Source organism: Microbacter margulisiae, assembly GCF_014192515.1.
Taxonomy (GTDB): Bacteria; Bacteroidota; Bacteroidia; order Bacteroidales; family Paludibacteraceae; genus Microbacter; species Microbacter margulisiae.
Genome location: NZ_JACHYB010000002.1, coordinates 467,025 through 484,370, shown reverse-complemented (window position 1 = coordinate 484,370; position 17,346 = coordinate 467,025). Strand labels below are relative to the sequence as shown.

Annotated in this window: 9 protein-coding genes; 8 read left to right on the top strand and 1 reads right to left on the bottom strand. The window is 42.1% G+C overall.

Annotation, left to right across the window (positions count from 1 at the left end):
• Nucleotides 1-96: 96 nt before the first annotated feature.
• Nucleotides 97-1,746, bottom strand: coding sequence for a DUF6377 domain-containing protein (locus FHX64_RS11125; protein ID WP_183413920.1), 1,650 nt, complete (start codon nucleotides 1,744-1,746; stop codon nucleotides 97-99).
• Between the two features lie 402 nt (nucleotides 1,747-2,148).
• On the opposite strand from FHX64_RS11125, the gene FHX64_RS11120 reads away from it, so the two are divergent.
• The 8 genes from FHX64_RS11120 (at nucleotide 2,149) to FHX64_RS11085 (ending at nucleotide 16,972) form a co-directional block, all read left to right on the top strand.
• The gene (locus FHX64_RS11120; protein WP_183413919.1) at nucleotides 2,149-2,964 is read left to right on the top strand and encodes an SDR family oxidoreductase; all 816 of its coding nucleotides are present in this window, start codon (nucleotides 2,149-2,151) and stop codon (nucleotides 2,962-2,964) included.
• A 471-nt stretch (nucleotides 2,965-3,435) separates the two neighbouring features.
• Entirely contained in the window at nucleotides 3,436-4,632 is a 1,197-nt protein-coding gene (gene uxuA, locus FHX64_RS11115; protein WP_183413918.1) for a mannonate dehydratase, read from the top strand.
• Between the two features lie 39 nt (nucleotides 4,633-4,671).
• Complete coding sequence (locus FHX64_RS11110) at nucleotides 4,672-7,566, top strand: glycosyl hydrolase 115 family protein (RefSeq protein ID WP_183413917.1); 2,895 nt, start codon at nucleotides 4,672-4,674, stop codon at nucleotides 7,564-7,566.
• 681 nt (nucleotides 7,567-8,247) lie between these two features.
• Nucleotides 8,248-10,617, top strand: coding sequence for a glycoside hydrolase family 2 TIM barrel-domain containing protein (locus tag FHX64_RS11105; RefSeq protein ID WP_246392454.1), 2,370 nt, complete (start codon nucleotides 8,248-8,250; stop codon nucleotides 10,615-10,617).
• 226 nt (nucleotides 10,618-10,843) lie between these two features.
• Entirely contained in the window at nucleotides 10,844-12,319 is a 1,476-nt protein-coding gene (locus FHX64_RS11100) for an MFS transporter (protein ID WP_183413915.1), read from the top strand.
• Between the two features lie 236 nt (nucleotides 12,320-12,555).
• Nucleotides 12,556-13,692, top strand: a complete 1,137-nt coding sequence (locus tag FHX64_RS11095; protein WP_183413914.1) for an endo-1,4-beta-xylanase — start codon at nucleotides 12,556-12,558, stop codon at nucleotides 13,690-13,692.
• Nucleotides 13,693-13,757: 65 nt separating this feature from the next.
• Nucleotides 13,758-14,726 (top strand): glycoside hydrolase family 43 protein, encoded by a 969-nt coding sequence (locus FHX64_RS11090; RefSeq protein WP_183413913.1) that lies wholly within the window; start codon nucleotides 13,758-13,760, stop codon nucleotides 14,724-14,726.
• A 266-nt stretch (nucleotides 14,727-14,992) separates the two neighbouring features.
• Entirely contained in the window at nucleotides 14,993-16,972 is a 1,980-nt protein-coding gene (locus FHX64_RS11085; RefSeq protein WP_183413912.1) for a family 43 glycosylhydrolase, read from the top strand.
• Nucleotides 16,973-17,346: the final 374 nt, after the last annotated feature.

Sequence of the window (17,346 nt, the reverse complement as noted above, 5' to 3'; positions counted from 1 at the left end):
GTTGTCTTTTTGCTGGTGAAAAATGTAGTGGTGCTAAAAAATAAGCCTTTCAGAATTTACTTCTGAAAGGCTTATTTTAAGATACTGATATTATTTTTACAAGGTGTTTTTAGTGCCGATCTGCATCACTTTGATTTCAAATTCATCTCTTGGGCCGGAAGCTTTGTTTCTGAATTTAGTTCTGTAATTATAAATGGTGGATAATGAATAGCGTAAGAAATGTGAAATCTTGACGCTGTCTGTGATGCCAAGCCTAATCAATGCAAAAATCCGTAATTCGGTGTTGAGATGTTCTCCCTGTTTCAGTGTAATTCGTTCATTGTCGACTAATAAGTTATTGAATTCTTCGACAAAAGAGGGGAATAACTGAAGAAAGGTAGTGTCGAAGTTAGCATAAAATTCCGTAAGCTCATCTTCGATAAATTGCTTTGATTTAATGGCATGCAACAGGTCATCCATTTTTCCTGCTGTGGCTGTTTTGTTTAGGAGGCGGCGATAGTTGTCGAGTTTGTCGATATATGCAGAACATTGATCCATGTAGCGTCCAATGTATTCTTCTTTAATTAGATTGGCTTCGCTAAGGGTGGTGTTTGCTTCCTTCAATTGCTCATTGGTGCTGAAAAGCTCGTGATTGAGATCATTTAACCTGTCATTAGCTTTGCTCAGATCTTTCCGGGCTTTGTTCAGTTTTTTCATTTGCCGGTAGAGCAGAAACAGTACGACTAATAAGATTAGAGATAAAAAGCTGATACTAATCAAAAAGAGAACAAGCTGGCGTTGTCGCGCCGTAATTTCAGATTGATATGCCTTATCAATGATGGGGATCATTTGCGATATTTCGATTGTCCGTAATCGTGCATTACAGAAAAGGGCATCCTGGAGAGAGCGCTTAATGTATTTATATGCCCTGTCTATTTCTTTGTCTTCATAAAGCAGGTAAGCCAGACTGCGCAAGGAAATGTATTCTTTATTATCTGATCTTAAGTCGTAGATGGCTGATATTGCAAGCCATTGTTCTTCCAATTCACGTTCCCTTTTGCCACGATATGCCTGGGATATGCTGTAAGCAATAATAGCGCGGTTGTGATTATCGTTGGCGATTGTTGGAAAATAGGGAAGCAGTAACTTCAATGCCTGGTCGTATTGATGGTTCACAATCAATTGGTCAGATCTGACCATAATATAAGGACTTGATTGTGGCGGATTCGTTATTAGCAAGGAATCGCGATAATTAGCTGTAAGATAATCATATCTGGCTTTTTCCTGACTTGATACGGCATAATCGGCCAGATAGCCGTATATGGTGCGGTAGATGTAAAAGTAGTAAGCCTTCAGATCAGGTGAATACCTTATATTTACGCTTTTCACAATATCCAAAGCCTCATTATACATTCCTACAGTGCCCATAATGGATGCAAGATTCAGGCGCGCATCGTTTAGTTTGTTTTGATCTTGCAGCTTTTCTGCAATCTGTAGTTTTAATCGTGCATAATTTAATGCAGAGTCAGATATATATGTTTTATATTCATCAAAAAGCTGTCCGCATAGGTTGTATCTTAATTCGTCAGAAGGAGCCATTTTCAGTAACTCTTTCAGATGATGGAGCTTTGCCTCTTTTTGTTGGTCATATATGGCATGATTGTCAATGGTCTGATCCAATACATGCAGTAAAGAGTCTATACCGCTTCGGGCATCAACAAGATGCATGATAAAAACAGAAACCATTAAGAGGATAGCTCTTTTCATAATCCATCATTTTTACGACAAATATAGAATATTATGATGGAAAAATAAAAAAAGGTTATTGTGCTTTTTATTCTTCGCAGAAGGATGCCCATACTCCGTTATATAAATGATATATTTACCTCTTTTTGTACGCCCATTCTGTATTGGAACAAACCGTGTGTCATAAGTTCAACTTATTGTATCCATATTGATAGGATTGTGTTCTATTCAAAATCATATGTATCCAAATTGTTCCTGTTATTGGATTGCTCTGGCTACTTTTGTTAAAAAATTGAATTGGTTGTTATGGATAATAATACTACAGAACAAACAATATCCTTGAATCAGAAACTCTATGTTGATTGGCTATGTAGTTATCATGACAAGAAAAGAAATACAAGATTAAAATCATAAATACATCTTATGAAAAACGAGTTTGATATACAGGACAAAGTAATTGTAGTGACCGGAGGAACCGGAATTCTGGGGAGCTCTCTTTGCCACTACCTGGCGGCTCAGGGCGCTAAGATAGTGATTCTCGGGAGAGATACAGATCGCGGTGAAGCGTTGCAGAAACATATTCAGGCATGTGGCTATGAGGCATGTTTCTTTCAGACTGATGTGCTTGATTTAAATGTTTTACACCGAAACTATGACGGGATAGTGGCGCGATATCATCATATTGATGTATTGATTAATGCTGCCGGCGGGAATCGTGCAGGAGCTACTGTTTCTCCAAATCAATCGTTTTTTGAATTGGATATGAATGAATTACGTCAGGTGATCGATCTGAATCTGTATGGGACCATTTATCCTGTTTCGGTATTCGCCAAAGCCATGGCGGAACAAAAACGCGGAGTGATTATCAATTTTACCTCCGCTACTGTAAACCGGCCAATGACCCGCGTTGTCGGCTATTCTGCGGCTAAAAGCGCCATCCAGAACTTTACACAATGGCTTGCCGTGGAACTGGCTCAGAAATATGGACCCCAATTGCGGGTTAATGCCATCTCTCCGGGCTTCTTTTTAACCGAACAAAATCGCAGTTTGTTGACAACCGAAGACGGATCGTGGACAGAACGTGGACGGAAGATTATTGCAGCTACGCCTTTTGGTCGATTGGGCGAACCCCGTGAATTGCATGGCGCAATACAATGGCTCTGTAGTGACGCATCCCGGTTTGTAACCGGGCAAACCCTTGTTGTCGATGGAGGATTTGATGCGTATTCGGGAGTCTGAAATGAATAACGGAATGACAGAGTAACAGAATAACTGACAAAACAGCACGAAGTTAAAGAAGATGACAACCTCAAAGTAATTTAGTAGGTAGTAGACAGTAGATAGTAGGTGTCTGAAAATCTGAAATTAATGAAGTTATAACCCTCAATTTTTCGATCCTTCAATCTTCCCGGCTACTTCCCTTCAACACATGGGAAGAGGAATCTGTCAAACAAGCAAATGCTACCATGGTTGCCGAAACATTATTCTCAAGTGTTGTCCCCTTTGGTGAAAGAGGACGAGCGAAGCGGAGGGGTTGGGGATTCAATTGATCCTGTTGATTCAATATTTCCAGGACAGATTGACCTTAGACTTGTTATTGACTGTTGACACAAGGTAATGGAAAGAGGGAAATGAAAGGGCTATGCAAATAAAGACAAAGACACCAAATATCACAAAAGATAGAAACACCAACAACCAATAGATTTATTTATGAGATTTCATTTTGAGCAATCCTTGCGATGGTTCGGGCCGCATGATCCGGCCACACTGCAGGATATCCGGCAAACAGGCGCCTCGGCTGTAATAACAGCATTACATCATATTCCGGTGGGAGAAGTATGGAGTGTTGACGAAATTCAACGCTACAAGCAAAACATTACCTCCTCAGGTTTAGCTTGGCATGTGGTGGAAAGTGTCAATGTACACGAGGATATCAAACGCAGAACCGGCAATTACCGGCAATACATTGAGAACTATAAGACGACCCTGCGGAATCTGGCAGCCTGCGGCATAGATGTAGTGACCTATAATTTCATGCCGGTCCTGGACTGGGTACGAACCGACCTTGGCTATACCCTGGAAGATGGCTCCACTGCCATGTATTTTGACCAAATTGATTTTTGGGCTTTCGAGCTATTTGTCTTACAGCGGGAAGGAGCAAAGACTTCTTTAACAGAAGAAGCATACCGGATGGCTGAAGAACGGTTCCGATCTATGCAGGAAGCAGATAAACAACGTATGCTGGATGTTATTTTATCCGGGATTCCCGGAGAGGGGAAAAGCTTTACGATAGACTATGTCAAGGATCAGCTAGACAAATACCGCCACATTGACGCAGCTACCTTGCGGCAACATTTGATTCTGTTTCTGGAGGAAATTATTCCTGTTGCAGAAGAAGCAGGCATAAGAATGGCGTTGCATCCCGATGATCCATCCTTTTCGGTACTCGGGCTCCCCCGCATTGTCACCTGCGAAAACGACTATCGGTTGTTGGCAGAGGCAGTACCATCCCTGGCCAATGGGATATGTTTCTGTGCAGGATCGCTGAGTTCCAACCCCGGCAATGATTTGCTGGAGATGAGTCGGCATTTTGCCGATCGCATTCATTTCGTTCATCTGCGTGGCACCCAACGCCTGTCACCCTATCAGTTTTACGAAGCCAGTCATTTGGATAGCAGTGTAGATATGTATCAACTGGTTCGCTCGTTTGTGGAGATTATGCACAGAAGAGAAATCTGTCTTCCCATGCGACCAGATCACGGGCATCATCTGTTTGGGGATTTAGATAACAAACAGTTCTTGTATGGCTATTCCCTTCTGGGGAGGATGAAGGGGTTAGCCGAGTTACGTGGCCTTGAAACCGGAATTGAAAGATCCCTCTATAAGGATGAATCAGGCGAGCAATAAGCTTGGATCCATTGAGTATAAAAACAAAAAAATGATGATATGCCGAAACTGTATTTTTTAATCCTACTGGTCGTTGTAGCTTTTTCTCCGGTTAAAAGTCTTGCAATAGGTGACGCTCCTTATATCCAACATGTTGTTCAAAAAGGTGACTTTCAATTAGTCAACGAAGAACAGGGTGTTCCACTTGTGGTAAATTCTTCTGATTATGAGCCTGTTATAAGAGCTGTGGGCGATTTACAACACGATATTCAACGTGTAGCAGGAGTGCTTCCTTCTATCAAACGCACTCTTCAGCATCCCGAGTCACAAATGGTTCTGATTGGAACAATCGGGAAAAGCCCGATGATTGATCAGTTGATTGCCCGACATAAATTATTGGTTGATTCTATAAAAGGAAAGTGGGAAGCTTTCACCCTCCAAGTGATTCAACATCCGTTTCCAGGTATTCAAAGCGCTTTGATTATAGCCGGAAGCGATATGCGGGGAACGATTTACGGCATATATGACTTATCGGAGCAGATAGGCGTTTCGCCCTGGTATTGGTGGGATGACGTCAAACCGATGCATCAGTCTGTTCTCGCTATTAAACAGGGATTTAGCAAATCAGACTGGCCGGCGGTGAAATACCGCGGTATCTTTATTAACGATGAAGCTCCATGCTTGTCTACATGGGTAAAAAACTTTTACGGCGGAGTATTTGATCATCAGTTTTATGCGCATGTCTTTGAACTGATCCTTAGATTGAAAGGAAATTATTTATGGCCGGCGATGTGGGGAAAAGCTTTTGCTGTTGATGATCCTGAAAATCCTGTGCTTGCCAATAAATATGGAATTGTGATGGGTACCTCCCATCATGAACCGATGATGAGGAACCAAAAAGAATGGGCTATGTTTGGTCACGGAGCATGGAATTTTGAAACGAACCGGGATGAGCTGGTGCATTTCTGGGAAAAAGGTATTGAACGGAATAAGCATTATGAAGATTTGATTACCATTGGTATGCGGGGCGATGGGGATGAACCGATGAATAACAAAAGCGTGAGTTACAACATTCATCTGATGCAACAGATAATAGCCACCCAAGAGAGTATTATCGCCCGTTTCCTGAATCCTGATGTTTCGAAAGTACCGCAAATATGGGCATTATATAAAGAGGTGCAATCGTATTACGATCATGGAATGAAAGTGCCTGATTATGTTACGCTGCTGTGGTGTGACGATAATTGGGGCAACTTGCGGCGTCTGCCATCGCTGGCAGAGCGGAATCGTACCGGTGGCGCCGGTATTTATTATCATGTTGATTATGTTGGCGGACCACGTTCATACAAATGGCTGAATACTGTACCTATTACTAAAATCTGGGAACAGATGAGCAAGGCCTATGATTATGATGCTCGAAAGGTATGGATTTTGAATGTAGGCGATATCAAGCTGTTGGAATATCCGATTGACTTTTTTATGAATCTGGCATGGAATCCCCATCGATGGAACCGGGATAACTTATATGATTTTACCCGTTTGTGGGTAGTTGAGTCTTTTGGACAGCAACATGCAGATGCCATTGCTGATTTGCTCATGAAATATTCCACCTATAATGGCCGGATTAAACCAGAGTTGATTTCGCCGAATACCTTTAGTTTACTTCATTATGATGAAGCCGACCGTGTAGTTCATGATTGGAAAATTCTTGAACGCCAGGCTGATTCGTTGGCGCATATCCTGCCGGCATTCCAACATGATGCTTATTATGAACTGGTACAATATCCGGTTGATGCCTGTGCAAACCTGAATCAGTTGTATGTTGATGTCGCTAAAAACAGACTGTATGCTTTTCAGGGAAGGACTAGCGCCAACTTGTATGCTGATTCGGCAAAAGCTTGCTTTGCATACGATGCAGGGTTGACTTACAAATATCACCATCAGATTGCAAACGGCAAATGGAACGGCGTGATTGGGCAGCCTCATATCGGTTATAGATCATGGATGGATCCTCCTTATAATATTATGCCTGAGACCGATTCCGTTTCAGCAAAAAATATTGCTTCAATGGGAGTAGCTGTGGAAGGAGATTCTTCAGTAGTATCGGAAGGAGATCATAATCATCTCCCTGATTTTGATAGTTTTACGCGTCATACTCATTATGTTGATGTATTCAATAAAGGGACGATTCCTTTCTTATTTACCGTCTCGGCAAACTCTCCATGGATCATTCCTTCTGTGATAAAAGGCATTGTGAAATATCAACAGCGAGTTGTTATTGCTATTGATTGGAATAAAGTACCTTTTGGAAGCAATGTACAGGGAACTGTTTTTATTAAGGCCAACGGACAAACCGTTCCTGTAGAAGTTTCGGTGTTTCATCCGGAATCTCCTGTACGGAACCATCTTCATGGTTTTATTGAAACAGACGGGTATGTATCGATGGATGCCACTCATTATATGGATCGCCATGATGTGAGTGGGGTGGGGTGGCGAAGCGTTCCCTGGTATGGACGTGAATTTTCATCGATGATGCCTGTGCCGGATACAACTGCCAGCATTACAGATTTATCCAAAGCTCCCTATTTGGAATATAGCTTTTACTTGTATACCAAAGGCCCTATCGATGTTATGACATTGATTGCCCCAACCGTGAATTGTCTGCCGGAAGGAGGACTACGGTTTGCTGTTGCTTTTGATCATCAACCGGCGCAAATTGTTTCGATTCCCAAGATTGATATCACCGGAGAAGATGACAATGCCGCGTGGAGCCGTTCGGTAATAAACAATATCCGGGTTTGTAGCACAAAGTTCATTAATGAACAACCGGGATATCATACATTACGTATTTACATGATAGATCCGATTGTTGTATTACAAAAGATTGTTATCAATACAGGCGGGCTAAAGCCAAGCTTTCTTTTTCCTCCCGAAAGTTACAAAGCGGGACAATGAGGCTTTATAAAAAGTAGATTATGAAACGAGCCTATATTATTTATTTCCACTGCACATTATGATTTTGTGGAAGAGTTCTAGTCAGAGAGCATAATCGCTATAAATGAAGTTGCCTTAAGGTTGCACCGAACGAGTTCTGAAGATAGGCCGTTAATAACGCGTCGGTTATTTATCGGTGCTTAATCGCATAAATACCGAAGAATATTGAACAAATATCAAACGAGCATTAATAATCACTCAAGGCTCTCCTGTCTTTTTATCGAAGGAAGCTCTATCCTTTTTGAGTTTATATAGAATGTTTATCGAATATGTGGAGATTATATTCCCAACCTTTCTATTGTTATTGAGCTTTCTCTGTTGTAATAATTAAAAGTTAAAAATCAAAGCAGTGAAATTTGATTCTTTGAGGGAAGCAATCATGTTTTGTTGCGGCTTGAATCAAAATCTACAGAAATAGTATCAAAAAAGTGAATGATGTTACAAGAGTTTTAGTTCTTGTTTCCTGTTTTATGAGTGTGTTATAAACACTTTATTACTTTTGCTCCAGATTATTTGAAAGTAAAGTAGAGAAATAATACTCACATCCATTAATATCATTAACCGTTTAGACCGAAAACAATGAGGCATAGATTAGGTTTTCAAAATGCTTTAGGTTTACTATTTCTGATACCGTGTTTGTTTATGTCGGTTTCGTGCCGGTCGACAGGATATGTACGGCAGGTGAATAATTTTGATGAAGGGTGGCGGTTTCATTTAGGAGACACGCTCAATGCGCAATCCCCAACCTTTAATGATGCCATGTGGCGCAAACTTGACCTACCCCATGACTGGAGCATCGAAGGCCGTTTTGACAGGAACAGTCCTGCAGGTGCCGGAGGCGGCTATCTCAACGGAGGTCTGGGATGGTACCGGAAAACCTTTACACTGAGCCCATCCCAAAAAGGGAAAAAAGTATTTATCGATTTTGACGGCGTATACCGCAACAGCACCGTATGGATTAACGGGCATGAGCTCGGCTTCCGCCCCTATGGTTACATCTCTTTCCGGTATGATCTCACACCCTATCTCCACTGGGACAAACCCAACGTGATCGCCGTGAAGGTGGACAACTCGCAACAACCTAATTCCCGGTGGTACTCGGGGTCAGGCATCTACCGGAATGTCCATTTGGTATTTACCCATCAGGACCGCTTTGCCCACTGGGGTATTTATGTCACCACCCCGGAAGTGAGCCAGGCCAAAGCGACAGTAAAAGTACAATTCCAAACCAAGGTAGAACCCACAAAAGAGCCGGTTACTATCCAGGCACAACTCTATGATGCACACGGGAAACTGGTAGCCTCAGCAAAAGCAATTCCCGTTAAGGACACCCTGAATGCCACTACGATAGAAATTAACACCCCCCACCTGTGGTCAACAACAGCCCCCTACCTCTATACGCTGGTCTCTTCACTTTATGTTGGAAACAAAATAGAGGATCAGGTAAGCACCAGTGTAGGGATCCGTTATTTTAATTTCGATGTGAATAAAGGCTTTTCCCTGAACGGGAAACCGATGAAGATCCTGGGCGTATGCGACCATCACGACCTGGGTTGTCTGGGAAGCGCCGTCAACAAACGAGCAATTGAGCGTCAGTTGGAGATATTAAAAAACATGGGCTGCAATGCCATCCGTACCTCCCATAACCCCCCTGCACCGGAACTGCTGGATCTGGCCGATCACATGGGGTTCCTGATCATGGATGAAGCCTTCGACATGTGGATGATTCACAAGACGAAATATGATTACTCACGCTACTTTGCCCAATGGCACAAAGAAGACCTGAGTGACCAGATACGCCGTGACCGGAATCATCCCAGTGTTATCATCTGGAGCGTGGGAAATGAGATACCTGAACAGGCTGCCAAGAAAGGAAGTCCGGAAGACAGGGGAGCTGCTATAATGAAAGAGCTGTGTTCGATCGTCCGCGGTCTGGATGACACCCGCCCTATTGTTACCGCCAACAGCAATCCCGAACCCACAAATCCATTGATTAGCTGCGGGGCAACTGACCTGATAGGAATGAATTATCATATTGAAGACTGGCTTACCTTCCCCAAGGTATATCCGGGGAAGAAACTCATTATTACCGAATCCACTTCAGCACTGGAGACCCGTGGATGGTACAGGATGCCTTCTGATTCAATTATCCGGGTACCCAAAGAATGGAATATACCCTATAGCACGCCAAACCATTTATGCTCAGCTTACGATAACACATCTGCTCCATGGGGATCGACACACGAAGAAACATGGAAAGTTGTGAAAGCCCATCCCTACATATCGGGAATGTTTATCTGGACAGGATTCGATTACATCGGGGAACCCACTCCCTACACATGGCCATCACGCAGTTCCTATTTCGGGATCATTGATCTGGCCGGCTTCCCGAAAGATGTTTATTACATGTACCAAAGTGAATGGACACACAAGACCGTATTGCATATCTTCCCGCACTGGAACTGGAAGCCCGGACAAATGGTGGATATCTGGTGCTATTACAACAATGCCGACGAAGTAGAGCTGTTCCTTAACGGGAAGTCACTGGGGAAACGGCATAAAACAGGAGATGAACTCCATGTAATGTGGAGCGTGCCCTTTGAACCGGGGGTTCTCAAGGCTGTCTCCTACAAGAACGGCAAGGCGGTGAAAATGGTAGAGGAAAGGACGGCAGGGCCGGCAGACCATATTACCCTGGCGGCAGACCGGAATTTGATCCATGCCGATAACAGCGACCTGTCCTTTGTTACGGTAAAGATAACAGACAAAAACGGAACCATGGTGCCGACGGCAGATAATCTGGTACATTTCACCGTTACCGGGCCTGGAAAGATCGTAGGCGTAGACAATGGCAGTGAGATTGACCACGATCCGTTTAAGGCAAATTATTGCCATGCATTCTTTGGGAAATGCCTGGTAGTGATCCAATCGACCCATAAACCGGGAGTCATTCATTTGACTGCCACTTCGGAAGGATTGCCAGCCCGGAATCTGCCTGTCTTTAGCAGATAGCAGCAATCAAATCACAGAGTCACAAAATAACCGATTTAATGAATCATTGACAATGAAAACTTGAAATTAAAGAAGCTGAGAAGATACCAACTATAAAGTAGTTGGTAGTTGATATACAGTAGTGTGGTGGAAATCGGAGTAATGAAAAATTGATTGTTTACTTTCAACTTTAGAGCTTTGTCTTTATACCTTGCATGAGTAGAAAAAAAAATAAAAATATAAACATATGGGTGTCAACGCGCAAAAGATTTCGGTGATCGAAAAGATTGGATATAGCCTTGGGGACCTTGCAGCGAATCTTATATTTCAGACGCTGATGACCTTCCTGGCCTTTTTTTATACCGATGTGTACAAACTACCTCCGGCCACTGCATCCGCCATTATATTTACCGGTGGGATGTTAGGAGCATCATTCAACCCTATCATGGGGCTTATAGCGGACCGGACGATGACCCGCTGGGGGAAATTCCGTCCATGGATTTTATGGACTGCGGTGCCTTTTGGTATTATTGCCATGCTTGCTTTCAGTACTCCACAATTCAGTCCTGGGGGCAAAGTGGCCTATGCATTGATTACGTATATGTTTTTGGTGATCATATACTCGGCAAATAACCTCCCCTATGCATCCCTAAGCGGTGTGTTAACAGGCGATATGGCCGAGCGCAACAGTATTTCTTCCTACCGTTTCGTGGCTGTTATGATTGCCCAGTTTATTGTTCAGGGATTATTGTTGCCCCTGGTGTTGATTTTGGGCAATGGCAACAAAACGATAGGCTTTGAACATACGATTACCCTATTTGCTATTGTGGGAGTGATCTTCTTTATCATTACTTTTTTGACCACCAAAGAACGTATTGTCCCCAAGCCCGAACAAAAATCAAGTGTGAAAGAAGATCTTGGAGACCTGTCGAAGAACAAGCCGTGGATTGCCATGTTAATTCTGACAATCTTTATTTTCATCACACTCTCCCTGAAGGGAGGCATGTATGTTTACTATTTTAATGATTACCTCGATAAAGACTATCTGGCAAAGTTTTTGGAACATATCGGGTTTAACGGTTTTATCAGCAACCTGAATCACCTTTTAACAAGCATGGGACTAAGCGGTTTTATCTGGCCGAAGGATGCCGCGACCTCAGGGTTTAGCCTGTTTAATGCGGGAGGCATCATTATGATGATTGTTGGCATCATGGTTTCCAAACCACTAGCGGACCGTTTTGGGAAACGGGATGTTTTCGGTGTCAGTCTTTTCATTTCAGCTCTCTGCCTATTCATGTTCTATTTTTATGGGCCAAAGTCTATTCCATTGGTTTTTCTGACACAACTTGCCCATGGATTTTTTTATGGCATTTCCACACCTTTGCTTTGGGCCATGATTGCAGATGTTGCGGACTATTCGGAATGGAAAAACCATCGCCGAGCTACCGCCATTATTTTCTCTGCCATGATTTTCGGTCTGAAGGCCGGGTTAAGTATCGGAGGCGCTTTGGTTGCGGGCCTTCTGGCAATTTATGGGTATAATGCACAATTAGCGGTTCAATCCCCGGCAACGATTCATGGCATCAAACTATCACTCAGCGTCTATCCTACCCTGACTTTTTGTGTAAGTGTCGCCTGTTTGTTTTTTTATGAAATTAATAAGCAAAAGGAAGTACAAATACAAAAAGATTTGCTTGCCCGAAGGGAAAAATCTGAAGGTTGAGAAGATCATAAGTTACGGGAAGATGAGAAGATAACAACCTCAAAGTAGTTTAGTAGTTGGTAGATAATAGGAATGTGAGAATCAGAGCGGTTAGCGGTCAATGGTTAAAGAACTCCTGTCTGTAGACTTTAGGCCGTTGTTTCTTTGATAAACTTTACACCTTAAACTGTTGTTGACTTTAGACCTTAGGCTATCAAGCTTTGATTTAAGAAGAAACTAAATATATGGAGATAAATATGAAAAAAAGAGGACTTATTGGGATTATTATGTTGATACCCTTGGCAATGAATTCCTTGGCAATGGGTAAGATGAATCAAAAGCAACTCACCCTGAAAGAGGCTTTTGCCGGAAAATTTTATATTGGAACCGCTCTTAATGCTGATCAGATCACAGGAAGAGATACGGCGGCACTTCGTGTGGTAAAAGAACAATTTAGCGCCATTGTTCCGGAGAATTGTATGAAAAGCGGTGTCATTCAACCCAAGGAAGGCGTTTTTAACTTTAGCTTGGCTGACCGGTTTGTAAATTTTGGTATGAGAAATCATCTGTTTATCACGGGACATACGCTTGTATGGCATTCACAGACTCCTCCCTGGTTTTTCACAGACAGCCTGGGACATGATGTTTCACGGGAAGTGTTGATTGAGCGGATGAAGAAACACATCATGACCCTGGTTGGCCGGTATAAAGGGAAAGTGAAAGGATGGGATGTTGTAAATGAAGCCATAATGGATGATGGATCATACCGGAAAAATAAATTTTATCGAATTATCGGCGCCGATTACATCAAACTGGCTTATGAGTTTGCACATGAGGCAGACCCCAATGCAGAGCTGTATTATAATGACTATTCCATGGCCAATCCCGCAAAACGCAATGCTGTTGTAGCCATGGTAAAAAAATTGAAGTCGGAAGGTATAAGAATAGACGGGGTAGGTATGCAGTGCCATATAGGATTGGATTATCCGGATATTAACGAGTTTGAAAAAAGCATAGAGGCGTTTGGCTCATTGGGTGTCAAGGTAATAATTTCAGAAATGGACATTACCGTATTGCCGCCTCCCCAGCAACACATGGGAGCTGACGTTTCCAACAATTTTGAATACGAAAAGAAACTGAATCCATATGCCGGAGGATTGCCCGATTCAGTAAATGTACTCCTGGAAAAACGCTATCTGGATTTTTTCAAGCTCTTTTTAAAGCATAGGGATGTAATTTCACGGGTTACTGTTTGGGGCGTGAATGATGGAGATTCGTGGAGAAATAACTGGCCTGTAAGAGGACGGACAGATTATCCGTTGTTGTTCGATCGTAACAACCAACCAAAACCCGTTGTTCAAAAGATTATTGATGCAGCCATGAAATGTCACTAAGGTTTAGGTATAGACTTGTGGAATGAAAAAGATAAATCCATACATCATTAAAAACAACAGGAACTATGAAAAAACCAAGATACCTCGTCGATCATTTATATACGGCTGATCCGGCGGTTCATGTTTTTAACGGGAAGCTATATATTTATCCTTCACACGATATTGAATCGGGTATTCCTGAGAATGATAACGGGGATCATTTCGATATGCGGGATTACCATGTTTTTTCCATGGAAACCATGGATGGGGAAGTTACCGATCATGGCGTAATACTTGATATAAACAATATTCCCTGGGCGGGACGCCAATTATGGGATTGTGATGTAGCTTTCAAAGATGGCAAATACTATCTCTATTTCCCTCTGAAAGATAAAACCGATATTTTCCATATTGGAGTTGCTATCAGCGATAAGCCGGAAGGGCCTTTTATTCCGCAGGAGGCGCCTGTCAAGGGGAGTTATTCGATAGATCCTTGTGTGTTCTGCGACGATGATGGTTCCCACTATATTTACTTTGGCGGGTTATGGGGAGGGCAACTTCAACGGTACCGGAATAACAAGGCAATTGAATGCGGTCACGAACCCAAGGATGATGAACCGGCATTGCCTTCGCGTGTGGCGAAACTGAGCGAAAATATGCTCGAATTCGGCGAGGATCCGCGTGAAGTTATTATCCTGGATGAAAACGGGGAAAAGCTCAAGGCCGGTGATCATGATCGCCGCTTTTTTGAGGCTTCCTGGCTACATAAATATCAGGGAAAATACTACTATTCCTACTCCACGGGAAACACCCATAGACTGTGCTATGCGGTGGGAGACACTCCTTACGGTCCCTTTACCTACAAAGGAGTTATCCTAACTCCGGTAGTTGGCTGGACTACCCACCACTCGATTGTGGAGTTTAAGGGGAAATGGTATTTGTTTTACCACGACAGCGTGCCATCGGGCGGTAAGACCTGGCTGCGAAGCATAAAAGTGATTGAACTGGAATACAATGAAGATGGAACTATCCGTACCATTGACGGGAGGAATTAAATGACTGAATGATAGAACGACTATGTCACAATATTATGTATTTAAGTATTTTTACGGGAAGATGAGAGGGTCAAAAGGTAAGTAAAAGGTGTTATCAATAGATTTTTTGACTCTCTGGCAAGTGGAATATAAAATAAGGCGGCTACAATATTATATGTTATAAAAGACAAGGATCATTCAATTTGATTGTTTGTATTCAATATGTGATATTCAAAAATTATTCCGGACTACTACACTAAAATGCCCCTGAAAAACAAAATTACTCAATGAAAAAGAACATTACAACTATTCTTATTGGCTTAAGCGGCTTAATGCTCTCCTTGGCAGGAGTAGCTCAATCTCCTTCGTTTAAAACGTACATGAATCCGGTAATTCCCGGAGATCATTCGGATTGTACACTAACTAAAATCGGGAAGGATTTTTATACCACCGGTTCTTCATTTAATCCGACTCCTGTCATTTATCATTCGACAGATTTAGTTCATTGGGAAGCCATTGCCCAACCGGTTTCCGCAGCATGGCCTTTGTATGGGGATAATCCTACCGGTGGTTGCTGGGGAGGACAAATGGTGTTTTACAATAATAAGTATTGGGATTTTTTCTCCAGAGCGAATACGATGTATTTTGTTACTGCAAATAAGCCCCAGGGGCCATGGAGCATGCCGGTTAAAATCAATAATCCGCCTCAGCTTCCATTTGGCCTTGGCTATGATAATTCAGTATTTATTGATGATAATGGGAAATGGTATTTGGTTGTTAAAAACGGACAATCCAATAACGCGATTGTCGAATTGAATATGAGTGGGCAGCCAACCGGTGTGGTATATAATCTCAATTGGCTAAATCCCGGACCTCCTTTTAAGTATAGTTGGGCTGAAGGTCCTGTTATGTGGAAACACAACGGCTATTATTATTACTCCTTTGCCCGGGATGTGTCAGGTGGGCAGAAAGTTATGCGAAGTAAAATACTAACCGCAGATAAGTCTGCCTGGACTACGCCGGTAGACTTATTTAATGAAAATGATCCGAATAAGGATAAATCGATCTTTTTTAACCCAAATCATTGTTCGGCAGTAGTAGAATTAAAAGATGGTACAAGTTGGCTTTTGCATCCTCTTTGGGCGAGAGCAAATAATAATGAATGGTATGGGCAAGGACGGCAAGGATTGCTAAATCAGGTAAGATATGATTCTGACAATAATGCTATTGCAGATTATCCGACGAATACAGCAAAAAAAGCGCCATTACTTCCCTCTAGTGGCATTCCATGGATGGTTCCTAAATCTGATTTTTTTAATGAGAAAACACTTTCTCCGGAATGGTCCTTCCTGGGGTATACTCCAAATTCACTTTACTCTCTTACAGCCAGGCCAGGTTGGTTAAGGCTGTTCCCTAAAAGCCCGACCAAGGCTAATACAGTTATAAAAACAGATGCTGAGCATAACTATTCATTAATAACACGTCTGGATTTCAATCCAAAGTCCATATCAGATGAAGCTGGGATAAGGATTATAAATGGCATGGAAGATTTGTTTGCCAAAATATATTGTACAGTCAATAATCAAGGCCAAAAGATTATTTGTTTTAGCTTTAATAAAGCCCGTTATGAAGTTGCCAATACGTTTGGGAATACCGTGTGGTTAAAATTGGTACGAGATGAGCATGAACTAACTGGATTTTTCAGTTCAGATGGAATAAAATGGAAACCTGTTGGCCATAAGATTAATGTAGAAACACTTGATCGGTTTAGTCGTAACTATAACGGATGGTCTGGAAACAGACAGGGATTATATGTACAGGGAGCAAATTTTGCTGATTTTGATTTGTATATATACCGCGATGCTTATACTCCTATTCTTGCAGCGTGTCCGGCTAATCAATTTGGAACAACAAACACAGTATTACCTAACGGAATTGCGCTATTGGATAATATTCATAATAATGATTGGGCATTATATGCTGGAGTTGAATTTGGAGACAAGGGTTATGAAAAAATTTCCCATATGATCTCAATCTCTGCTTCTTGTATTACGAAAGGTGGTAACGTAGAGGTATGGCTGGATTCAATAGGCACAGGGAAGAAAATTGCCACTTGTAAAATTATGAATACAGGCAGTTTGGCAAACATAAAGACTTTTACCGCCAGAACCATTCCTACTACCGGACGCCATGATGTTTATCTGAAATTCACAGGTGATAAAGCCGCTAAATTATTTGTATTAAAGGACTTTGTTTTTACAGAATAGCAGGAAGATAAAGTAGATGAGAAGATAACAACCTCAAAGTAGTGTAGTAGATAGTAGGAATCTGAAAATCAGAAGTTAGAGAAGTTACGGGAAGATACAGGAAGTTAGAACCCTCAATCCTTCAGTCATTCAATCTCTAATGGGGGCTGTCTATTCTTCTATATTTAACAGATAATCCTTATATTGACACACTTAAGTCCCCTTTAGATTTAGAGGTAGACATCAAATAACAGAATAACTGATAGAACAGCAGGAAGATGTGAAGTTAGAGAAGTTACGGGAAGAACCAGCAGCATTGCCAACAGATTCCTTCTTGGTTCTTGGCTCTTGATTCTTGGTTCTCGTCTTTACACCTTAAACTTTCAACCGTAGTT

Excerpts from the sequence above, each read along its gene's own strand:
- FHX64_RS11105 (WP_246392454.1), top strand. The coding sequence starts at position 8,248 with ATGTCGGTTTCGTGCCGGTCGACAGGATATGTACGGCAGGTGAATAAT.
- FHX64_RS11100 (WP_183413915.1), top strand. The coding sequence starts at position 10,844 with ATGGGTGTCAACGCGCAAAAGATTTCGGTGATCGAAAAGATTGGATAT.
- FHX64_RS11110 (WP_183413917.1), top strand. The coding sequence starts at position 4,672 with ATGCCGAAACTGTATTTTTTAATCCTACTGGTCGTTGTAGCTTTTTCT.
- FHX64_RS11095 (WP_183413914.1), top strand. The coding sequence starts at position 12,556 with ATGAAAAAAAGAGGACTTATTGGGATTATTATGTTGATACCCTTGGCA.
- FHX64_RS11085 (WP_183413912.1), top strand. The coding sequence starts at position 14,993 with ATGAAAAAGAACATTACAACTATTCTTATTGGCTTAAGCGGCTTAATG.
- FHX64_RS11090 (WP_183413913.1), top strand. The coding sequence starts at position 13,758 with ATGAAAAAACCAAGATACCTCGTCGATCATTTATATACGGCTGATCCG.
- FHX64_RS11125 (WP_183413920.1), bottom strand. The coding sequence starts at position 1,746 with ATGAAAAGAGCTATCCTCTTAATGGTTTCTGTTTTTATCATGCATCTT.
- uxuA (WP_183413918.1), top strand. The coding sequence starts at position 3,436 with ATGAGATTTCATTTTGAGCAATCCTTGCGATGGTTCGGGCCGCATGAT.
- FHX64_RS11120 (WP_183413919.1), top strand. The coding sequence starts at position 2,149 with ATGAAAAACGAGTTTGATATACAGGACAAAGTAATTGTAGTGACCGGA.